Genomic DNA, 18,022 nt, shown 5'->3' with positions numbered 1-18,022 from the left:
AAATACCACCCTTTGCTTATCTAGAGCCTAACTCAGCGATGAGAACAGTGCGTGGTGGGTAGTTTGACTGGGGTGGTCGCCTCCAAAAGAGTAACGGAGGCTTCTAAAGGTTCCCTCAGCACGCTTGGTAACCGTGCGTAGAGTGCAATGGCATAAGGGAGCTTGACTGAGAGACATACAGGTCGATCAGGTACGAAAGTAGAGCATAGTGATCCGGTGGTTCCGCATGGAAGGGCCATCGCTCAAAGGATAAAAGGTACTCCGGGGATAACAGGCTGATCTCCCCCAAGAGCTCACATCGACGGGGGGGTTTGGCACCTCGATGTCGGCTCGTCACATCCTGGGGCTGGAGAAGGTCCCAAGGGTTGGGCTGTTCGCCCATTAAAGTGGCACGCGAGCTGGGTTCAGAACGTCGTGAGACAGTTCGGTCTCTATCTGCTGTGGGCGTTAGAAATTTGAGTGGATCTGACTTTAGTACGAGAGGACCGAGTTGGACTGACCTCTAGTGTATCTGTTGTCTCGCCAGGGGCACTGCAGAGTAGCTACGTCGGGAAGGGATAAGCGCTGAAAGCATATAAGCGCGAAACCCACCACAAGATGAGATTTCTTTAAAGGGTCGTGGAAGATCACCACGTTGATAGGCTATAGGTGTAAGTGCAGTAATGTATGTAGCCAAGTAGTACTAATAACCCATAGGCTTATGTACGTATCCCGACCTTCGGGTCGGGAGACAACTCTTTGATTACAAACGATATGATTTTATCAATATGTTAACTTATACAGTTGAAATATACTGCAACAATTTAAGGTGATTATAGCAATGGGGCTCACCTCTTACCATTCCGAACAGAGAAGTTAAGCCCATTTGCGCCGATGGTACTGCCACTGGTGGGAGAGTAGGTCGTTGCCTTTCTTTTTAAACCCTCATTACATACAAATGTAATGAGGGTTTTTTTTGTACCTAAAAAAAACAAAATAATCAATATTTCTTTTAATAGTAATACTAGCTAGGATGTTAATTTAACAACTAGAATGGTATAACACGTAAATTAAACATACCGTATTTTAGGTAAAGTAGTACAATTATTTGCTTCTATTCATGTTTATGTTGGTACCATTTACCATAAATAATTATGGTGGAAAAATTAAGATTCAATCCTAAATGAACAACAGAAATACTTGAAGATACTATTGGCAAATAAATACCAATAGTAACTCTAAGTTATAAATTCTATAATTATAGTGATGGTAAATTTCCTTTCCCTTTAGAGTTTAAATATGAGGTGTTTAGCAAGTATGTGTCTATTGCTATTGCTGCTTCCCTCCCTTCCGAAATTGCCCAAACAATTAACGATTGTCCTCTGCGCATATCTCCAGCAGTAAAAATGTGAGGTACCTTTGTTTGGTAGCCATCTGCTTTATAATTATCTCTAGGGTCTAAACTCAATCCTAATTGCTCACTTAAGGTGGTTTCCGGCCCTGTAAAGCCAAGAGCTAGTAATGCTAAATCACAAGGCCAAATTTTCTCTGTATTTGGTTTTTCTATAAGTTTAGGTCTTTCTCCAGGTACAATTTCCCAATCTACCTGAACAGTTTTTATAGCAGTAAGTTTTCCATCGTTATCAGTGATAAATTCTTTGGTATTAATGAGCCAATTTCTATCACAGCCTTCTTTATGTGAAGTACTTGTTTTTAGTAGTGGGGGCCAATATGGCCATGGGTTTTTTTCATTTCTATTTATAGGAGGTTTCGGCATAATTTCGAAATTCGTAACCGATTTAGCCCTTTGCCTATTAGAAGTACCGATGCAATCTGATCCAGTATCTCCACCTCCTATTACGATAACATTTTTGTTTTTCGCTGATATAATTTCTTCTTCAATAGGTTTATCAAATATTAATTTTGTTTGCTGTGTTAAAAAATCCATCGCTTGATATACTCCTTTTGAATCAATTCCTTTTACAGGCAAGCTTCGTTTCTTAGTGGATCCTCCAGAAAGAAGAATAGCGTCGAAATAGTCTAAGTTTTTGACGTCATAGGTAACACCAACGTGGACATTCGTTTTAAAAATCACTCCTTCCTTTTCAAGTATTTGTATTCTTCTATCAATAATACTTTTTTCTAATTTGAAATTTGGAATTCCATAGCGTAATAAGCCTCCAATTTCATCATCTCTTTCAAATACGGTAACGTTATGCCCCGCTCTGTTTAATTGTTGAGCAGCGGCTAACCCAGCAGGGCCTGATCCAATAACAGCCACTGTCTTTCCTGTTCTAACCTTCGGAGGTTGTGCTTGTACCCATCCATTAGCAAAAGCTCTTTCCACAATATTTTTCTCGATATTCTCTATAGAAACGGGGTTGTTTACAATTCCTAATACACACGATTTTTCGCAAGGCGCAGGGCATAGTCTTCCTGTAAATTCCGGGAAGTTATTTGTTGAATGTAAAATGTCAGACGCCTTTTTCCATTCCCCTTTATAGACCATGTCATTAAAATCAGGAATTAAATTTCCTAAGGGACAACCACTATGACAAAACGGAATTCCACAATCCATGCACCTAGCTCCCTGATCTTTTAATTGGGTTTCTTGCAATGGAATTGTAAATTCCTCATAATTGTCTATTCTTTCCTCTACGGCTATGTGAGTTTCATCACGCCTATTTATTTCTATAAATCCACCTATCTTACCCATAAATTACGCTGATATTTTTTTTAAAATTGTTTTTTCTTCGGATAGCCTTAGTAAAGCTTTTTTATAATCTTTTGGGAAAACTTTTAGAAAGTGATGTTTTATGGTTTCCCAATTGTCTAAGTATTCTTTTGCTAAATCACTATTTGTATATTCGTAATGTTCTTCAATATATGTTTTTAACTCCTCAAAATCTTTTTTTACAAGTGGTTCTAAATCAACCATTTCTTTATTACACAAATTGGTTGCAAATTCTTGGTTTTTATCATAAACGTATGCTATTCCACCACTCATCCCCGCAGCAAAATTTCTACCTGTTTTTCCCAAAACAATAACGTTTCCTCCCGTCATATACTCACATCCATGATCACCTACACCTTCTACAACTGCAGTTACACCAGAATTTCTAACAGCAAAACGCTCTCCAGCAATACCGTTTATATATGCCTTGCCATTTATAGCTCCATAAAAACTTACATTTCCAGTAATAATATTTTCTGAAGCTTTAAAGGTGGCTAATTGAGGTTTCTTTATGATTAAAGTTGCTCCAGAAAGACCTTTTCCTAAATAATCGTTTGTTTCGCCTTCAAGGGTTAGTGTTAATCCATTGGTCGAAAAAGCGCCAAAGCTTTGACCTGCTGAACCTTTAAAGGTTAAATTTAAGGTGTTGTTAGCTAAACCTATTTCTCCGTAACGTTTAGATATTTCGTTACTGATAATAGCACCTACAGCTCTATCTGTATTTTTAATTGAATAGGTTAGAGATGTTTTTTTACCATGAATAATTGCTGTTTTAGCGTCGTTTAAAATTTGAATATCTAAAACATTGCTCAAATTATGATTTTGACTTTCTGTATTGTATTGAGGAATGTTTTTTTCTTGTTGTGGATTGTATAAAATAGCCGAGAGATCAACACCTTTAGCCTTATAGTGGTTTATTGCCTTGTTCGAATTTAACTTGTAACTTTTTCCAATCATTTCATCTAAAGTTCTGAATCCTAGTTGCGCCATAATTTCTCTCAATTCTTCGGCTACGAAATACATAAAATTTATTACGTGTTCTGGTGTTCCTTTAAAGTTTTTTCGTAGCTCTGGGTTTTGAGTAGCAATACCAACAGGGCAGGTATTTAAATGGCAGGCACGCATCATTATGCAACCAGACGCAACCAATGGAGCTGTTGCAAATCCATATTCTTCAGCACCTAATAAAGCTGCGATAGCAACATCTCTTCCTGTTTTTAATTGACCATCACATTCTAGAACTACTCTGTTTCTCAAGCCATTTAAAACTAAGGTTTGCTGAGCTTCTGCTAATCCAAGTTCCCAAGGCAATCCGGCGTGCTTTAAAGAGGTTAAAGGAGAAGCTCCAGTACCTCCATCATATCCAGAGATTAAAATAACATCAGCCTTTGCCTTAGCAACACCAGCTGCAATGGTACCAACACCAATTTTAGAGACTAATTTCACATTAATCCTTGCTGTTCTGTTGGCATTTTTTAAATCAAAAATTAGCTGTGCTAAATCTTCGATAGAGTAAATATCATGATGTGGAGGAGGAGAAATTAACCCAACATACGGGGTTGAATTTCTCACAGCGGCTATCCAAGGGAGTACTTTTTCTCCTGGTAATTGCCCTCCTTCACCAGGCTTCGCTCCTTGAGCCATTTTAATTTGAATTTCTTTAGCGTTCGTTAAATAATTACTAGAAACACCAAACCTTCCTGATGCCACTTGTTTAATGGCACTATTTTTCCAATCTCCGTTTGTTTCCTTCACAAACCTTGCTTTGTTCTCACCACCTTCACCGGAATTACTTTTTCCACCAATTCGATTCATTGCAATAGCAAGGTTCTCATGCGCTTCCTGACTAATGGAACCGTATGACATGGCACCTGTTTTAAAACGTTTGACGATTTCAGTCCAAGGTTCAACTTCATCAATAGAAATGGGGTCTAAGTTGTTGAATTCAAACAAGCCTCTAAGGGTCATGAGGTTTTCACTTTGCTTGTTGATTTTCTCTGCATAAACCTTATAGCTTTCTTTGCTTTTACTCCTTACGGCTTGTTGAAGTTTAGCCACTGTTGTTGGATTAAACATGTGTTTTTCACCGTTTCTTCTCCATCGATAGTCTCCACCAATTTCTAGATCTAAAACAGAGGGGTAGTTTTCAAGTTTAAAAGCTCTATCAAACCTATTTTGAATGTCTTTATCTAAGATAACGAGCCCAATACCACCAATTCTTGAAGGAGTAAAAGGAAAATATTTCTCTACAAAAGTCTTTTTTAAACCCAAAGCTTCGAAAATTTGAGAAGCTCTGTAGGAATGTAAGGTTGAGATTCCTATTTTGTTCATTATTTTTAAAATCCCTTTACCTATTGCTTTGTTAAAGTTTTCAACGGCGGTTTCTTCATCAATACCTTTTATAACCTCGGTTTTTACTTGTTCTCTAATGATTTCATTTACCAAATATGGATTGATGGCACTTGCACCATATCCGAAAAGTGTAGCAAAATGATGTGGCTCTCTTGCTTCAGCGGTTTCAATAACAATGCCGAATTTTGATCTTTTTTGACGATTATTTAAGGAGTGATGTACATATGAACAGGCTAATAATGCGGGAATAGGTGCATTGTGTTCGTCTATATTTCTATCTGAAAGAATAATAATATTAGCTCCTTTGAAAACAGCTTTTTCAACGGCTTGTAAAATAGTATCGAGTGCTTTTTCTAAACCGTTTACTCCTTCATTAATAGGGTAAAGAATAGGTATTGATACAGCTTTAAAATCCGGATGATCTACATTTTTAATTTTATCTAAATCGTCATTTGAAATTACCGGATTTTGGATTCTTAATTTTTTTGCTTGTTCAGGAATGACATCAAAGATGTTTCTATCTCCTCCAATAGCAAGGCTTATATCCGTAATTAATTCTTCTCTAATTCCATCTAATGGAGGGTTTGTTACTTGTGCAAATAATTGTTTAAAGTAATTGTATAATAATTGAGGTTTGTCTGATAATACGGCAATTGGGGTATCAGTGCCCATGGAGCCAAGAGCTTCTTTAGCCTTTGTTGCCATTGGTTTGATAATGGTATTAATTTCCTCAATCGTATAACCAAAAGCACGTAATCTTGTTTTGTAGTTTGTAGGTTCAATTGGACACATATTATTGGTGTATGGAACATCTGATAAGGGTAAGGTATGTTCTGAAACCCAATTTTTGTATGGCTTTTTTGAAATAATTTTTGATTTTATTTCTTCATCTTCTATAATTCTACCAGCATTCATATCCACCAAAAACATTTTACCAGGTTCTAGTCTACCGTGTCTTTCTACATTTTCTGGTTTTACATCAACCACCCCAATCTCAGATGACATAATTACAAATCCGTCTTTAGTAACCGTATATCTTGAAGGTCTTAAGCCGTTTCTGTCCAGAAGAGCTCCAATGTAATTTCCATCGGTAAAAGGAACGGATGCAGGCCCATCCCACGGTTCCATAATACAGGAATTATATTCATAAAAAGCCTTTTTGTCGTCAGACATTGTTTGGTGTTTTTCCCAAGCTTCGGGTACCATGATCATCATTACTTCTGGAAGAGATCTCCCCGTCATTAATAACAACTCAACAACTAAATCCATCGAGGCAGAATCAGACTTACCATCTCGTACAATTGGAAAAATCTTTTTAATGTCTTCACCGAATAAATCACTTTCCATCAACTCTTCACGAGCACGCATTCTGCTTACATTACCTCGAAGTGTATTAATTTCTCCATTATGACACATATATCGAAATGGCTGTGCCAAACTCCATGCAGGAAACGTATTGGTAGAAAATCGTTGATGTACTAGTGCCAATCTAGTTATTACATCTTTTTCTTTCAAGTCTGTATAATATCTTCCTATATCTTCTGGAATTAATAGTCCTTTATAAATTAATGTTGTGGTAGAAAGACTAGGAACATAGAAATATGCAGCCTGAGATAGCTTTGATTTTGAAATGATATGCTCAGCAACTTTACGCGCAGCAAATAGTTTTGCGTTAAATTGTAAACTACTTAACTCGAGATCATTTTTATCAACAAAAAGTTGCTTTATTTTTGGTTCTGTTTTCGCGGCAATTTCCCCCATAAAAGACGTGTCGACAGGTACATCTCTCCATCCAATGATTCGTAATCCTTGCTTTTTTATTTCTTCTTCAAAAACAGAAATACAATAATTAGACTGGTTTGAGCTTTTGGGTAAAAAGACCATCCCAACCGCATATTTTTTGGGCTCAGGGATAGGAAAAGCACATACTCGTTTAAAAAACTCATGGGGAATATCAATTAAAATGCCTGCACCATCACCTGTTCTGCCATCTGAACTCACGGCTCCTCGGTGTTCTAGTTTTACTAGAATTTCTAATGCATTATGAATAATGGTGTTAGATTTCTCTCCTTGCAAATTACAAATGAAACCTGCGCCACAATTATCTCTTTCAAATTCGCTCAAATACAGTCCCTGATCTTTCATATAGTTGTTGTTTTAGTATTCTAGTGTTCGTTTAATCTAAAATCTGGATAAGCATTGATTCCGTGTTCAAACTTATCTAGACCTTCTAATTCTTCTCTTTCACTTACTCTAATTCCAAGAGTTTTCTTTAAAGTAAAAATGATCACGAATGATGAGATTATGCACAAAAAAGCATAGGCTAATACCCCTATTAGCTGAGAAATAAATTGACTCCAACTGGCTAATTTCCCGAAAACACCTACGGCTAGTGTTCCCCAAATACCACAAAATAAATGAACAGCAATGGCACCAACTGGGTCATCTAATTTTATTTTGTCAATCAAACTTACCGCAAATACAACGAGTAACCCCGAAACAGCTCCGATGATAATAGCATCTGTCGGCAGCATTTGGTCTGCTCCCGCAGTGATGCCCACTAAGCCTCCTAAAATACCATTCAAAAACATGGTTAAATCAAAATTCTTATACCATAATGTTGATGTTACAAAAGCAAAAACACCTCCAGATGCTGCTGCTAAACAGGTAGTAACAAGTGTTAATGAAGTTGCTTTTGGGTCAGCAGAAAGAACAGAACCACCATTAAAACCAAACCACCCTAGCCAAAGGATTAATACTCCGGCTGTTGCAAGAGGTATATTATGGCCTTGAATAGCTTGTGGTTTTCCATTTTTAAATTTTCCAATTCTTGCACCTAGTAGATAAACAGTTACTAGAGCTGCCCATCCGCCTACTGAATGAACTAGAGTAGAACCGGCGAAATCGTAAAAAGGAGTAGTTCTCATGTCTAAAAATCCACCACCCCATTTCCAAGACCCGGCAATTGGATATACAAGTCCTACATAAATAATCGTAAAAATTATAAAAGGACCTAATTTCATGCGCTCTGCAACTGCACCAGAAACAATGGTTGCTGCTGTTGCCGCAAACATTCCTTGAAATAAGAAATCGGTCCAATAGGTGTACCCTTGGTTATAGCTTAAGTCTAGCATACCATTTTGTAGAGGAGCGTCCAATCCGAATCCGGAGAACCCCAGAATTCCCAAAGAATTTTGTGTAAAACCGGGATACATTAGATTGAATCCTATTAAGCAATACAATAAGAGTCCAATGGTGATGATAAAAATGTTTTTAAACAAAATGTTTATGGTGTTCTTTTGTCTAGTTAACCCTATTTCGAGAAGAGCGAACCCCAAGTGCATCATAAACACAAGTGCTGTACAGATCATCATCCATACATTATTAATCGTAAGTATTTCCATAATCTAGTAGTGTTGTTAGTTTAAAGTATCTTTTCCTTTTTCTCCTGTTCTAATTCTATAGCATTCATCAATGTTTGAGATAAAAATTTTCCCATCACCTACTACACCAGTGGCAGCGGCAGACAGAATTGCATCGATAGCAGGTTTTTTGAACTCATCATTTACTACGATAGATAAGTACCTTCTTTGTATATCACTGGTACTATAAGAAACACCTCTGTACACATGCCCTTCCTTTTCATTTCCTAAACCGGTTACATCCCAATAGGAAAAGAAATTGATTCCTACCTGATGCAAAGCTTCTTTAACTTGATGGAATTTTGATTTCCGAATAATAGCTTCTATTTTCTTCATTGATTAATTTGTGTTAATTAAAAATGGTTACTTGTTATTCACTGTTCAACATTTAACTCTATAAAGGTTGAACTTTAAAACGGATAAAATTTCATTTGATGTTACCGTAGAAATTTTAAATAGTCATTTCAAATAGATACATTAATTGCTTAAGGTTTCTTAAGGTCTAGCTCGTTAGTTTTATTGTAAAGCTATCGAGACGGTTTTACTAGAGATAGTTTACAAATCATCATACAGTATCTCCGAAGAGGGTAAAACGGACTGTAATTTGACTTTACGAAAACAGAATAGATTAAGAAATGTATAGGTGTTTTAATGTATTTGGAAGTTAAAATTGTAACTACTTTTCGGTCTATTGTTAAAATGGATGGAATTGCAATTACGAGATTTTTTTTATCTGTTTTCAACCATGCAATTGTTAGAAAACAGATAAAAAAAACGTATAATATGACTAAATATGTAGTGTACAGAATGAATGTTTATTAGTTGGTTATATGACAAAGTTCATTTAAAACTCGCTAATAAACAAATGCTTAGGGTGGTTTGAGTGGTCGAAAACGATTTCAAAAAGGACTAAGGTGTTAAAAAATTGCACTCAAAAATGCTAATACATTAAATTGAGGTAAACTGATACGTATGAAAATGCGAACTAGTTAAAAAAGAAAAGAAAAATTACGGATCTCATAAAAATGCATTTTTTTCAAAAAAAGTATGTTTTTATCGTTTTTTATTGAGGTTTTTTTATCGTTTGGCATTTTTTGATAAATAAAAAATGTTAAAATTCGATTTTGTTTGCGAATATTGTAATTATTTATACTGAATAAAAATAAGAAAGACACTAAAATCACCTTAGATTTGCATTTTATGAATTATAAGTATTCTTATTTAGTAAATATCCAGTATTTAGGTTTTCGTTTTCATGGTTGGCAAAAGCAGCCTAATTTAAAAACAGTGCATTGGGCGATTGACAAAACACTGAAGTTCGTTTGTAAAGGGGTAAGAAGTAAATCAGTGGGAGTTGGAAGAACGGATGCCAAGGTTTCTGCTATTGACTACTATTTTCAACTATTTGCTGATGAAAAGGTGAAAGAAGGCCATTTTATAAAAACCTTTAATATAAATTCACCTTCAGATGTTCGAGTAATGAGTGTTGAAGAAATAGTAGATGAAACATTTAATATTATCCAACATCCTAAAATAAAAGAATATCGATATTATTTTTCTTTTGGAGAAAAGAATCATCCCTATTGCGCTCCTTTTTTGACAGGAATGATAGATCATCTGGATATTGATTTAATGATGGAAGGCGCAAAATTATTTGAAGGGTACCATAATTTTAGAAGATATTGTACAAAACCTTCGGAGGAAACAAGGGTAGAAAGGGAGATTAAGGAGTGTAAAATTGTGGTCAATAAAGAATTAAGCGCTTCTTTTTTTCCCGAAAAAAGTTATGTGTTAATCATTAGAGGTGAAGGTTTTTTACGAAATCAAATTCGATTAATAATGGGAGCATTATTTGAATTAGGTAAGGGGCATTTTGATATAGATTTTATTGAGAAGTCATTAAACCCTGAAAGTGATATAGAGTTTTTAAAAACAATAGCCCCATCTTCAGGGTTGCACTTACATTCGGTTAATTTGAAGGAATAAATACAGAAGGAATACCACGATGTTAACAATGCCATTATAATGTTCTGAGTATGTATTGATTTAATATAATAATTCGAGTTGAAAATAGTTGTTAAATGAAAAACCCATCAATATTGATGGGCTTTTATAGTTTTTTAGAATTTGAGAGGTGTATTTAAGCATTAATTAAACTTCTCGAAATCACAATTTTTTGAATTTCAGAAGTTCCCTCGTAAATCTGCGTGATTTTAGCATCACGCATTAAACGCTCTACATGGTATTCTTTAACAAAACCATTACCGCCATGTATTTGAACAGCTTCAACTGAATGTTCCATAGCTACTTTAGAGGCATATAATTTAGCCATTGCACTCGATTGATCATAGTTTTTACCTGCATCTTTGTCACAAGCAGCTTTCATAACAAGATGACGTGCCGCCGAAATATCTGTGTACATATCAGCCAATTTAAAGGCAATAGCTTGGTGGTTGCAAATTTCTGTACCAAAAGCTTTACGCTCTTTTGAATATTTTAAAGCTAATTCATAGGCTCCAGAAGCGATACCTAAGGCCTGAGCAGCGATACCAATACGCCCACCAGAAAGAGTTTTCATGGCAAACTTAAAGCCAAATCCGTCTTCACCAATTCTATTTTCTTTAGGTACTTTAACATCATTAAACTGTAATGTATGCGTATCAGAACCACGAATACCTAACTTGTCTTCTTTTGGACCGATATGGAAACCTTCCATTCCTTTTTCTAAAATAAAAGCATTGATTCCACGATGCTTTTTACTCCTGTCGGTTTGCGCAATAACTAAATAAACATCGGCGCGACCTCCATTTGTAATCCAGTTTTTAGTACCATTTAATAAATAGTGATCACCTTTGTCTTCAGCAGTTGTTGCCTGAGAAGTTGCATCACTTCCAGCTTCAGGTTCACTCAAACAAAATGCGCCTATCTGTTCTCCCGTAGCTAATTTTGTTAAGTATTTTTGTTTCTGCTCTTCAGATCCATAAGCTTCTATACCGTAGCAAACTAATGAATTGTTAACAGATACCATTACAGAGGCAGAGGCATCAATTTTAGACAGTTCTTCCATAATCAATACGTACGAAACACTATCCATTCCACTTCCTCCATATTTTGGATCTACCATAATACCCATAAAACCTAGCTCACCCATTTTTCGAACTAATTCGTTCGGAAATTCTTGTTTCTCGTCTCTTTCAATAACTCCTGGTAACAATTCGTTTTGCGCGAAATCACGGGCCGCATCACGAATCATTAAATGCTCTTCAGTAAGATTAAAATCCATTATTAATTAATATAAAATATTTGTTAAATTCGTAAAAAATGTTCCCAAAGATACTTTTTTAATGTGAAATATTCAATATACTTTTCTATTTTTACTGAATATGATAGGAGATAGTCTTAATATTATCGGATTAATGTCTGGAACATCGTTGGATGGAGTTGACTTAGTGTATACTAGGTTCCAAAAAAGTGATTATACAAATTTCAAGATTGTACACTCAGAAACAATTTCGTATTCCGAAAATTGGAGATCAAAGTTGCAAGAAGCTATCTTTTACCCAGAACAAAAGTTAAAAGCTTTGAATATCTCATATGGCGTTTTTCTGGGAGAAGTTATGAATGACTTCATAGGTAAACATGCTATTGAAGAAATTGATTTTATCGCTTCTCATGGACATACCATTCTTCATCAACCAGACAAAGGGATTACTTTACAGATAGGAGATGGGCAAACCATGGCGAACGCTACAAAACAAAAGATAGTGTGTGATTTTAGAGTACAAGATGTGCAATTAGGAGGGCAGGGAGCTCCTCTCGTACCTATTGGGGATAAGTTGTTGTTTTCCCACTACGATTATTGTGTTAATTTGGGTGGTTTTGCCAATGTGTCCTACAATTTTGAAAACAAACGAATTGCTTTCGATATATGTGCAGTGAATATTGTATTAAACCATTATACCAGGAAACTTGGTTTAGCCTATGACGATGAAGGAAAGATAGCGGCTAAAGGAACCGTTGATACTGAGCTTTTGAATCAATTAAACAGCCTTTCTTTTTACGATACGCTTCCTCCAAAATCATTGGGATTGGAATGGGTGCAAAAATATATTTTCCCGTTATTGGATGCCAAAGAAATGGATACTTCTACTCTACTAAGAACCTTTGTTGAACACGTCGCAATACAAATTAGTAAAATTATACAAAAGCCTTCAACAATTTTATATACTGGCGGGGGAGTATTTAATACGTTTTTAATGAAAAGAATAGAATTTTACACAAAACAGAGAGTAGTATTAGTAGAAAAGAAGCTTATAAACTATAAAGAAGCTTTAGTGTTTGCTTTTTTGGGGATGTTACGTGTTAAAAATCAAATTAATTGTTTAGCTACAGTAACAGGGGCTTGTAGAGATCATTCATCAGGGAAAATTTACCATCCTAATATTGATTTGTAAAGTAGATACTTAACATACGTCTTAAATGGTATAACTACAGGAACGTTTTTTGTTTTTAAAACTTTATTTGTGTTTTTATACGACAGTTTTGTAGTGAGCTTAGCCCTTTTAAGAATGAAAAAATAATTAACTTTTTAAAAAATAAGGCATAACGAATTTAGAGTGCCAAAAATATATTTTTTTATGGTAAGTTTGTGAAGTAAATAAATGTTAAAAAACAACAAAAATGAATCAGCTTTAACACCCCATTTTAGGGGTAGAATTTTAAATTATGGTGGATGCTATTAGAAAAGAAAATTAAGTAAAGTTGAACATTATTTATATACTTTAAAATGAAAGAATTATTAAAAAAATACGAAGAAAAACAACCAGAGATTGTTTTTAATTGGAAAGATGCAGAAACAGAGGCTGAAGGATGGACTGTTATAAACTCATTAAGAGGAGGAGCTGCAGGCGGAGGAACTAGAATGCGTAAAGGGTTGGATAAATACGAGGTGATGTCGTTAGCCAAAACAATGGAGGTAAAATTTACCGTATCAGGACCTGCAATTGGAGGAGCAAAGTCAGGGATTAATTTTGATCCGCATGATCCTCGTAAAAAGGGAGTGTTAGAACGTTGGTATAAAGCCGTTGCACCGTTGTTGAAAAATTATTATGGAACAGGTGGTGATTTAAATGTTGATGAGATTCACGAAGTTATTCCAATCACAGAAGATAGTGGTGTGTGGCACCCCCAAGAAGGTGTGTTTAATGGGCATTTTAAGCCAACAGAAGCAGACAAAATAAATAGAATTGGGCAACTGCGTCATGGAGTAATCAAAGTACTGGAAGATGAAAGCCTATCTCCTAACGTTTTAAGGAAATATACCGTTGCAGATATGATTACAGGTTATGGAGTAGCAGAGGCAGTACGTCACTATTACGATATATATGGAGGTAGTGTCAAAGGAAAAAGAGCAATTGTTCAAGGTTTCGGAAACGTTGGTTCTGCAGCAGCCTATTATTTATCGCAAATGGGAGCCAAAGTTGTTGGGATTATTGATAGAGATGGTGGTGTGATCAATGAAGAAGGTTTTTCTTTTGAAGAAATCAGAGACCTTTTCTTAAATAAAGACGGAAATACGTTAGTTGCTGAAAACATGATCCCTTTTGAAGAGATGAATGCTCGTATTTGGAATTTGCCTTGTGAAATATTTACTCCTTGTGCGGCTTCTAGATTAGTAAAGCAAGAACAAATAAATCAAATGATCCAGACTGGATTAGAGGTGATTTCATGTGGTGCAAATGTTCCTTTTGCAGATAAAGAGATATTTTTCGGGTCAATAATGGAAGATACAGATAAAAAAGTAAGTTTAATTCCCGATTTTATTTCCAACTGTGGTATGGCAAGAGTTTTTGCATATTTTATGGAAAGAAGAGTTGAAATGAGCGATCAAGCTATTTTTGAAGATACCTCAAACACCATAAAAAAGGCGTTACAAAGAACTTTTGCTAGGAGTGCGTCAAAAACAAAAATAAGTGAAACGGCTTTTGAAATAGCATTGAAAGAGCTAGTTTAAAAGCAATAAATTATTATATACTATGTTTAAATATTTTTTAGGAAACAGCCCTAGATGGTTCAAAATGGCCATGATTGGCTTTTTAATCTTTAATGTTTTTTCGTTTTTCGTCTTGGGAAAAACAGTTACTGCTTGGCTTTTTATAGCAGAATTTATATTTACCTTGGCAATGGCGCTAAAATGTTACCCGCTTCAGTCAGGAGGATTATTAGCTATTGAGGCGTTAGTATTAGGATTAACAACACCTAAAAATGCATACCATGAAGTTGATCAAAATTTGGAAGTTATTTTGCTTTTAGTTTTTATGGTAGCGGGTATTTATTTTATGAAGCCTTTGTTAATGTATATATTTAGTAAAGCATTCACTAAAATAAAATCTAAACTAGTTTTATCGCTTCTATTTGTATTCATGTCAGCAGTGCTTTCGGCATTTTTAGATGCGTTGACTGTAACAGCGGTTTTGATTAGCGTTGCTGGTGGTTTTTATGGAGTTTATCACAAGATTCATTCTAATTTTTCCGATTATGACCAAGACGGTGTTTTAGATCAAAAAGAACTAAGCGGAGAAACTTTAGAGCAATTTCGTAGTTTTTTGAGGAGTTTAATAATGCATGGAGTGGTAGGTACCGCTTTAGGAGGCGTGTGTACCTTAGTTGGAGAGCCTCAAAACTTACTCATAGGAGAAAGAATGGGGTGGGATTTTATTGAATTCTTCATGAAAATGGCCTCTATTACGATTCCTGTGTTTTTTGCAGGATTACTGACTACAGTTGTTTTAGAAAAAACAGGATGGTTTGGCTTCGGAGCAAAATTACCAAAAGTAGCCGCGGAAATTATTGCGGGATATACTATCGAAGAAGATAAAAAACGAACTGACAAACAAAAATATGGTTTAATAGTTCAAGGTGTTTCTGGAATATTATTAATTGCCGGTTTAGCAATGCATTTAGCGCCCGTAGGATTTATTGGTTTAGCGCTAATTATCATTCAAACATCGTTTATGGGTATCATAGATGAGCATCAATTGGGTCCTGCCTTTGAAGAAGCTCTTCCTTTTACCGGGTTGTTAGTAGTGTTTTTTGTGATTGTGGCAATGATTCATGATCAACATTTGTTTAGCCCTATAATTCATTGGGCATTAGCACAAGACCCACATTCTCAACCAGCCTTGTTTTATGTAGCCAATGGTTTCTTGTCTGCTATTAGTGACAATGTGTTTGTAGCTACGGTTTATATTGGTGAAGTTGAAAGTGCTTTTAAAAGCGGAGCAATTGATAGAGAGCATTTTGAGAAATTAGCAATAGCAATTAATACAGGAACAAACCTGCCAAGTGTAGCTACACCAAATGGTCAAGCCGCATTTTTATTCCTATTAACATCTTCTTTAGCTCCCTTAATTAACTTATCATACGGAAGAATGGTCAAGATGGCTTTACCGTATACTATCGTTTTAGGAGGTTTAGGGTATATAATGGTTAAATTAATACTGTCTTAAATTTAAAACACGTATATTTTATATTTTTAAATCCTGAATGAATTAATTCGGGATTTTTTTGAACAATTAAAAGTTAACTCAATCGTTAGTAATTAAAACATAAATCTATTTTAATGTTAGCATATTTCCAAGAACAAACAGAATTGTTAGAAGAAACGACGCAAGAGAGAACATTATCTATTTACAACTTGATAATGGATGGTGGAGTTGGAGGACAGATAATTATAGCAATACTATTCGTGTTGTTAGCTGTTGCTTTGTATATCTATTTTGAACGATTTTTTGCTATCAAAGCAGCTTCAAAAGTAGATAAGAATTTTATGAATCAAATTAAAGATCATGTAACTAATGGTAAACTTGAAAGTGCAAGAACATTATGTGAACATACAGGAACGCCGGCTGCGAGATTAATAGGTAAAGGAGTTTCAAGAATCGGAAAACCATTAGATGATATCAATAAAGCCATTGAAAATGCTGGGAAATTAGAGATATATAAGTTAGAGAAAAACGTAAGTGTTTTAGCTACAATAGCAGGGGCTGCTCCTATGATTGGGTTTTTAGGGACAGTAATTGGAATGATTGTTGCCATACACGAAATAGCAAACTCGGGAGGGCAGATAGATATAAAAATGCTTTCGGATGGACTATATACTGCGATGACAACAACAGTAGCAGGGTTAATCGTAGGGATTATTGCGTATATTTCGTATAACCATATCGTGGTTCGCACAGATAAAGTGGTGTATCAGATGGAGGCAAAGTCGGTTGAGTTTTTAGACCTTTTAAATGAACCAGTATAATGAATCTAAGAGGAAGAAATAAAGTAGATCCAAGTTTTAATATGTCGTCAATGACAGATATAGTTTTTTTGTTATTGATCTTTTTTATGCTTACGTCGACATTGGTTACGGTAAGTGCGATTGACGTTCTACTGCCAAAAGCAGGAGGTAAAACTGAAAATCAAACCTCAGTAGCTGTGACAATTACCAAAAATTCTTCTTTTTATCTGAATAAATCAAAGGTAAGTGCCTCGAATTTAGAAAGAGAACTCTTAATGAAGGTAGGGGCAGATAAAAAGAAGACAGTAGTAATACGAGGAGATCAGAATGTTCCTTATAAAAATGTGATGAAGGTGATTGATATTGCTAATAGAAATAAATTAAAAATGATTTTAGCCGTAAAAGGTAAGTAGGATTGGTATGTCAATATTAGATACAAAACATAAAAGAAAATCAGCATTAATTACGGTAGGTATCCTACTATTGTTGTTATTTGCAATGTTCAACTATGGAATGAAATACTTGGATCCACCTATTGAATATGGACTGGCTATTAATTTTGGGAATTCTGATACTGGAGCAGGAAAGCCCGTGGAGAAAACTAAACAAAAAGCTAGCCCAGAAAAGGTAGAAGAAGTGGTGGAGGAAAAGCAAGAGGAAACGTCTGATAAATCCCTAAAAGAAGATGTGATTACAGATGATTTAGCAAAAGATGTACCTGTAGTTGAAAAAAGTGTAGAAAAAAAAGAGGTCGTAAAAGAAATACCCAAAGAAATAAAGCCTAAGGAGAAACCAAAGCCTAAGCCCTCCAAAGCAACAACGGATGCCTTAAATAGCTTGTTAAAAGGAACCTCTAAAGAAGGAGCAGCCTCTGGAGAAGGAGATGATACTAAACAAGGAGTTAAAGGAAATAATAAAGGAGATTTAAACTCTTCAAAATATTATGGAAACTCAGGGAGTGGCTCTGGAGGAAATTATAATCTTGCAGGAAGAAAAGCTTTGGATAAACCTATAGAAAAACCGGATTGTCAGGAAGAAGGGGTTGTAGTAGTGAGTATAGAAGTAGATAAGAATGGAAAGGTTATAAAGGCTATTCCTGGAGTAAAGGGGTCTACGAACACCGCTCCATGTTTGCTAAAGCCAGCAAAAGAAGCAGCACTGAGAACAAAGTGGAATCCAGATGGAAATGCTCCTACAAAACAAAAAGGGACTATAATATACAAGTTTTCCTTAACGCAATAACTGCCT

At 35.4% G+C, this 18,022-nt stretch carries 12 protein-coding genes and 2 rRNA genes (1 of these 14 only partly in view); 9 read left to right on the top strand and 5 right to left on the bottom strand.

Annotated features, from left to right (window positions below; genetic code table 11):
- Both AC2TDS_RS08860 and rrf read left to right on the top strand, forming a co-directional pair.
- Positions 1-706: ribosomal RNA gene (locus AC2TDS_RS08860) — 23S ribosomal RNA — on the top strand; it begins 2,164 nt to the left of the window's first position.
- 98 nt (positions 707-804) lie between these two features.
- Positions 805-913, top strand: a 5S ribosomal RNA gene (gene rrf, locus AC2TDS_RS08855).
- Between the two features lie 324 nt (positions 914-1,237).
- Here the strand turns inward: rrf and gltD are convergent.
- From gltD to AC2TDS_RS08835, 4 genes are read right to left on the bottom strand one after another with little or no spacing between them, the layout of a single operon-like run.
- A complete protein-coding gene (gltD, locus tag AC2TDS_RS08850) occupies positions 1,238-2,695 on the bottom strand; it encodes a glutamate synthase subunit beta (protein WP_484738733.1) in 1,458 nt (485 codons plus the stop codon).
- Between the two features lie 3 nt (positions 2,696-2,698).
- A complete protein-coding gene (gene gltB / locus AC2TDS_RS08845; RefSeq protein ID WP_484738732.1) occupies positions 2,699-7,210 on the bottom strand; it encodes a glutamate synthase large subunit in 4,512 nt (1,503 codons plus the stop codon).
- Between the two features lie 20 nt (positions 7,211-7,230).
- The gene (locus AC2TDS_RS08840; protein ID WP_484738731.1) at positions 7,231-8,469 is read right to left on the bottom strand and encodes an ammonium transporter; all 1,239 of its coding nucleotides are present in this window, start codon (positions 8,467-8,469) and stop codon (positions 7,231-7,233) included.
- Between the two features lie 15 nt (positions 8,470-8,484).
- Positions 8,485-8,823 (bottom strand): P-II family nitrogen regulator, encoded by a 339-nt coding sequence (locus AC2TDS_RS08835; RefSeq protein ID WP_484738730.1) that lies wholly within the window; start codon positions 8,821-8,823, stop codon positions 8,485-8,487.
- 864 nt (positions 8,824-9,687) lie between these two features.
- On the opposite strand from AC2TDS_RS08835, the gene AC2TDS_RS08830 reads away from it, so the two are divergent.
- Complete coding sequence (locus AC2TDS_RS08830) at positions 9,688-10,473, top strand: tRNA pseudouridine synthase A (protein ID WP_484738729.1); 786 nt, start codon at positions 9,688-9,690, stop codon at positions 10,471-10,473.
- A gap of 154 nt (positions 10,474-10,627) precedes the next feature.
- Here AC2TDS_RS08830 and AC2TDS_RS08825 read toward each other — a convergent pair whose 3' ends face one another.
- On the bottom strand, positions 10,628-11,770 hold the full coding sequence (locus AC2TDS_RS08825) for an acyl-CoA dehydrogenase (protein ID WP_484738728.1): 1,143 nt from the start codon (positions 11,768-11,770) through the stop codon (positions 10,628-10,630).
- 100 nt (positions 11,771-11,870) lie between these two features.
- Here AC2TDS_RS08825 and AC2TDS_RS08820 point away from each other — a divergent pair, with 100 nt between their 5' ends.
- From AC2TDS_RS08820 to AC2TDS_RS08795, 6 genes are all read left to right on the top strand, one after another.
- On the top strand, positions 11,871-12,941 hold the full coding sequence (locus AC2TDS_RS08820; protein WP_484738727.1) for an anhydro-N-acetylmuramic acid kinase: 1,071 nt from the start codon (positions 11,871-11,873) through the stop codon (positions 12,939-12,941).
- 332 nt (positions 12,942-13,273) lie between these two features.
- A complete protein-coding gene (locus tag AC2TDS_RS08815; protein ID WP_484738726.1) occupies positions 13,274-14,500 on the top strand; it encodes a Glu/Leu/Phe/Val dehydrogenase dimerization domain-containing protein in 1,227 nt (408 codons plus the stop codon).
- 22 nt (positions 14,501-14,522) lie between these two features.
- Entirely contained in the window at positions 14,523-15,995 is a 1,473-nt protein-coding gene (nhaB, locus tag AC2TDS_RS08810) for a sodium/proton antiporter NhaB (RefSeq protein ID WP_484738725.1), read from the top strand.
- 113 nt (positions 15,996-16,108) lie between these two features.
- The gene (locus AC2TDS_RS08805; protein WP_484738724.1) at positions 16,109-16,795 is read left to right on the top strand and encodes a MotA/TolQ/ExbB proton channel family protein; all 687 of its coding nucleotides are present in this window, start codon (positions 16,109-16,111) and stop codon (positions 16,793-16,795) included.
- Positions 16,795-17,187: an ExbD/TolR family protein gene (locus AC2TDS_RS08800; protein ID WP_484738723.1), complete on the top strand. Its 393-nt coding sequence runs from the start codon at positions 16,795-16,797 to the stop codon at positions 17,185-17,187. The genes AC2TDS_RS08805 and AC2TDS_RS08800 overlap by 1 nt, the downstream gene beginning before the upstream one ends.
- Positions 17,188-17,194: 7 nt before the next feature.
- Entirely contained in the window at positions 17,195-18,016 is an 822-nt protein-coding gene (locus tag AC2TDS_RS08795) for an energy transducer TonB (protein ID WP_484738722.1), read from the top strand.
- Positions 18,017-18,022 lie beyond the last annotated feature (6 nt).

The sequence above is a fragment of the Tenacibaculum profundicola genome (genome assembly GCF_057220795.1).
Note: the sequence above shows the minus strand (reverse complement) of the source record. Positions and strands in the feature narration are given on the sequence as shown.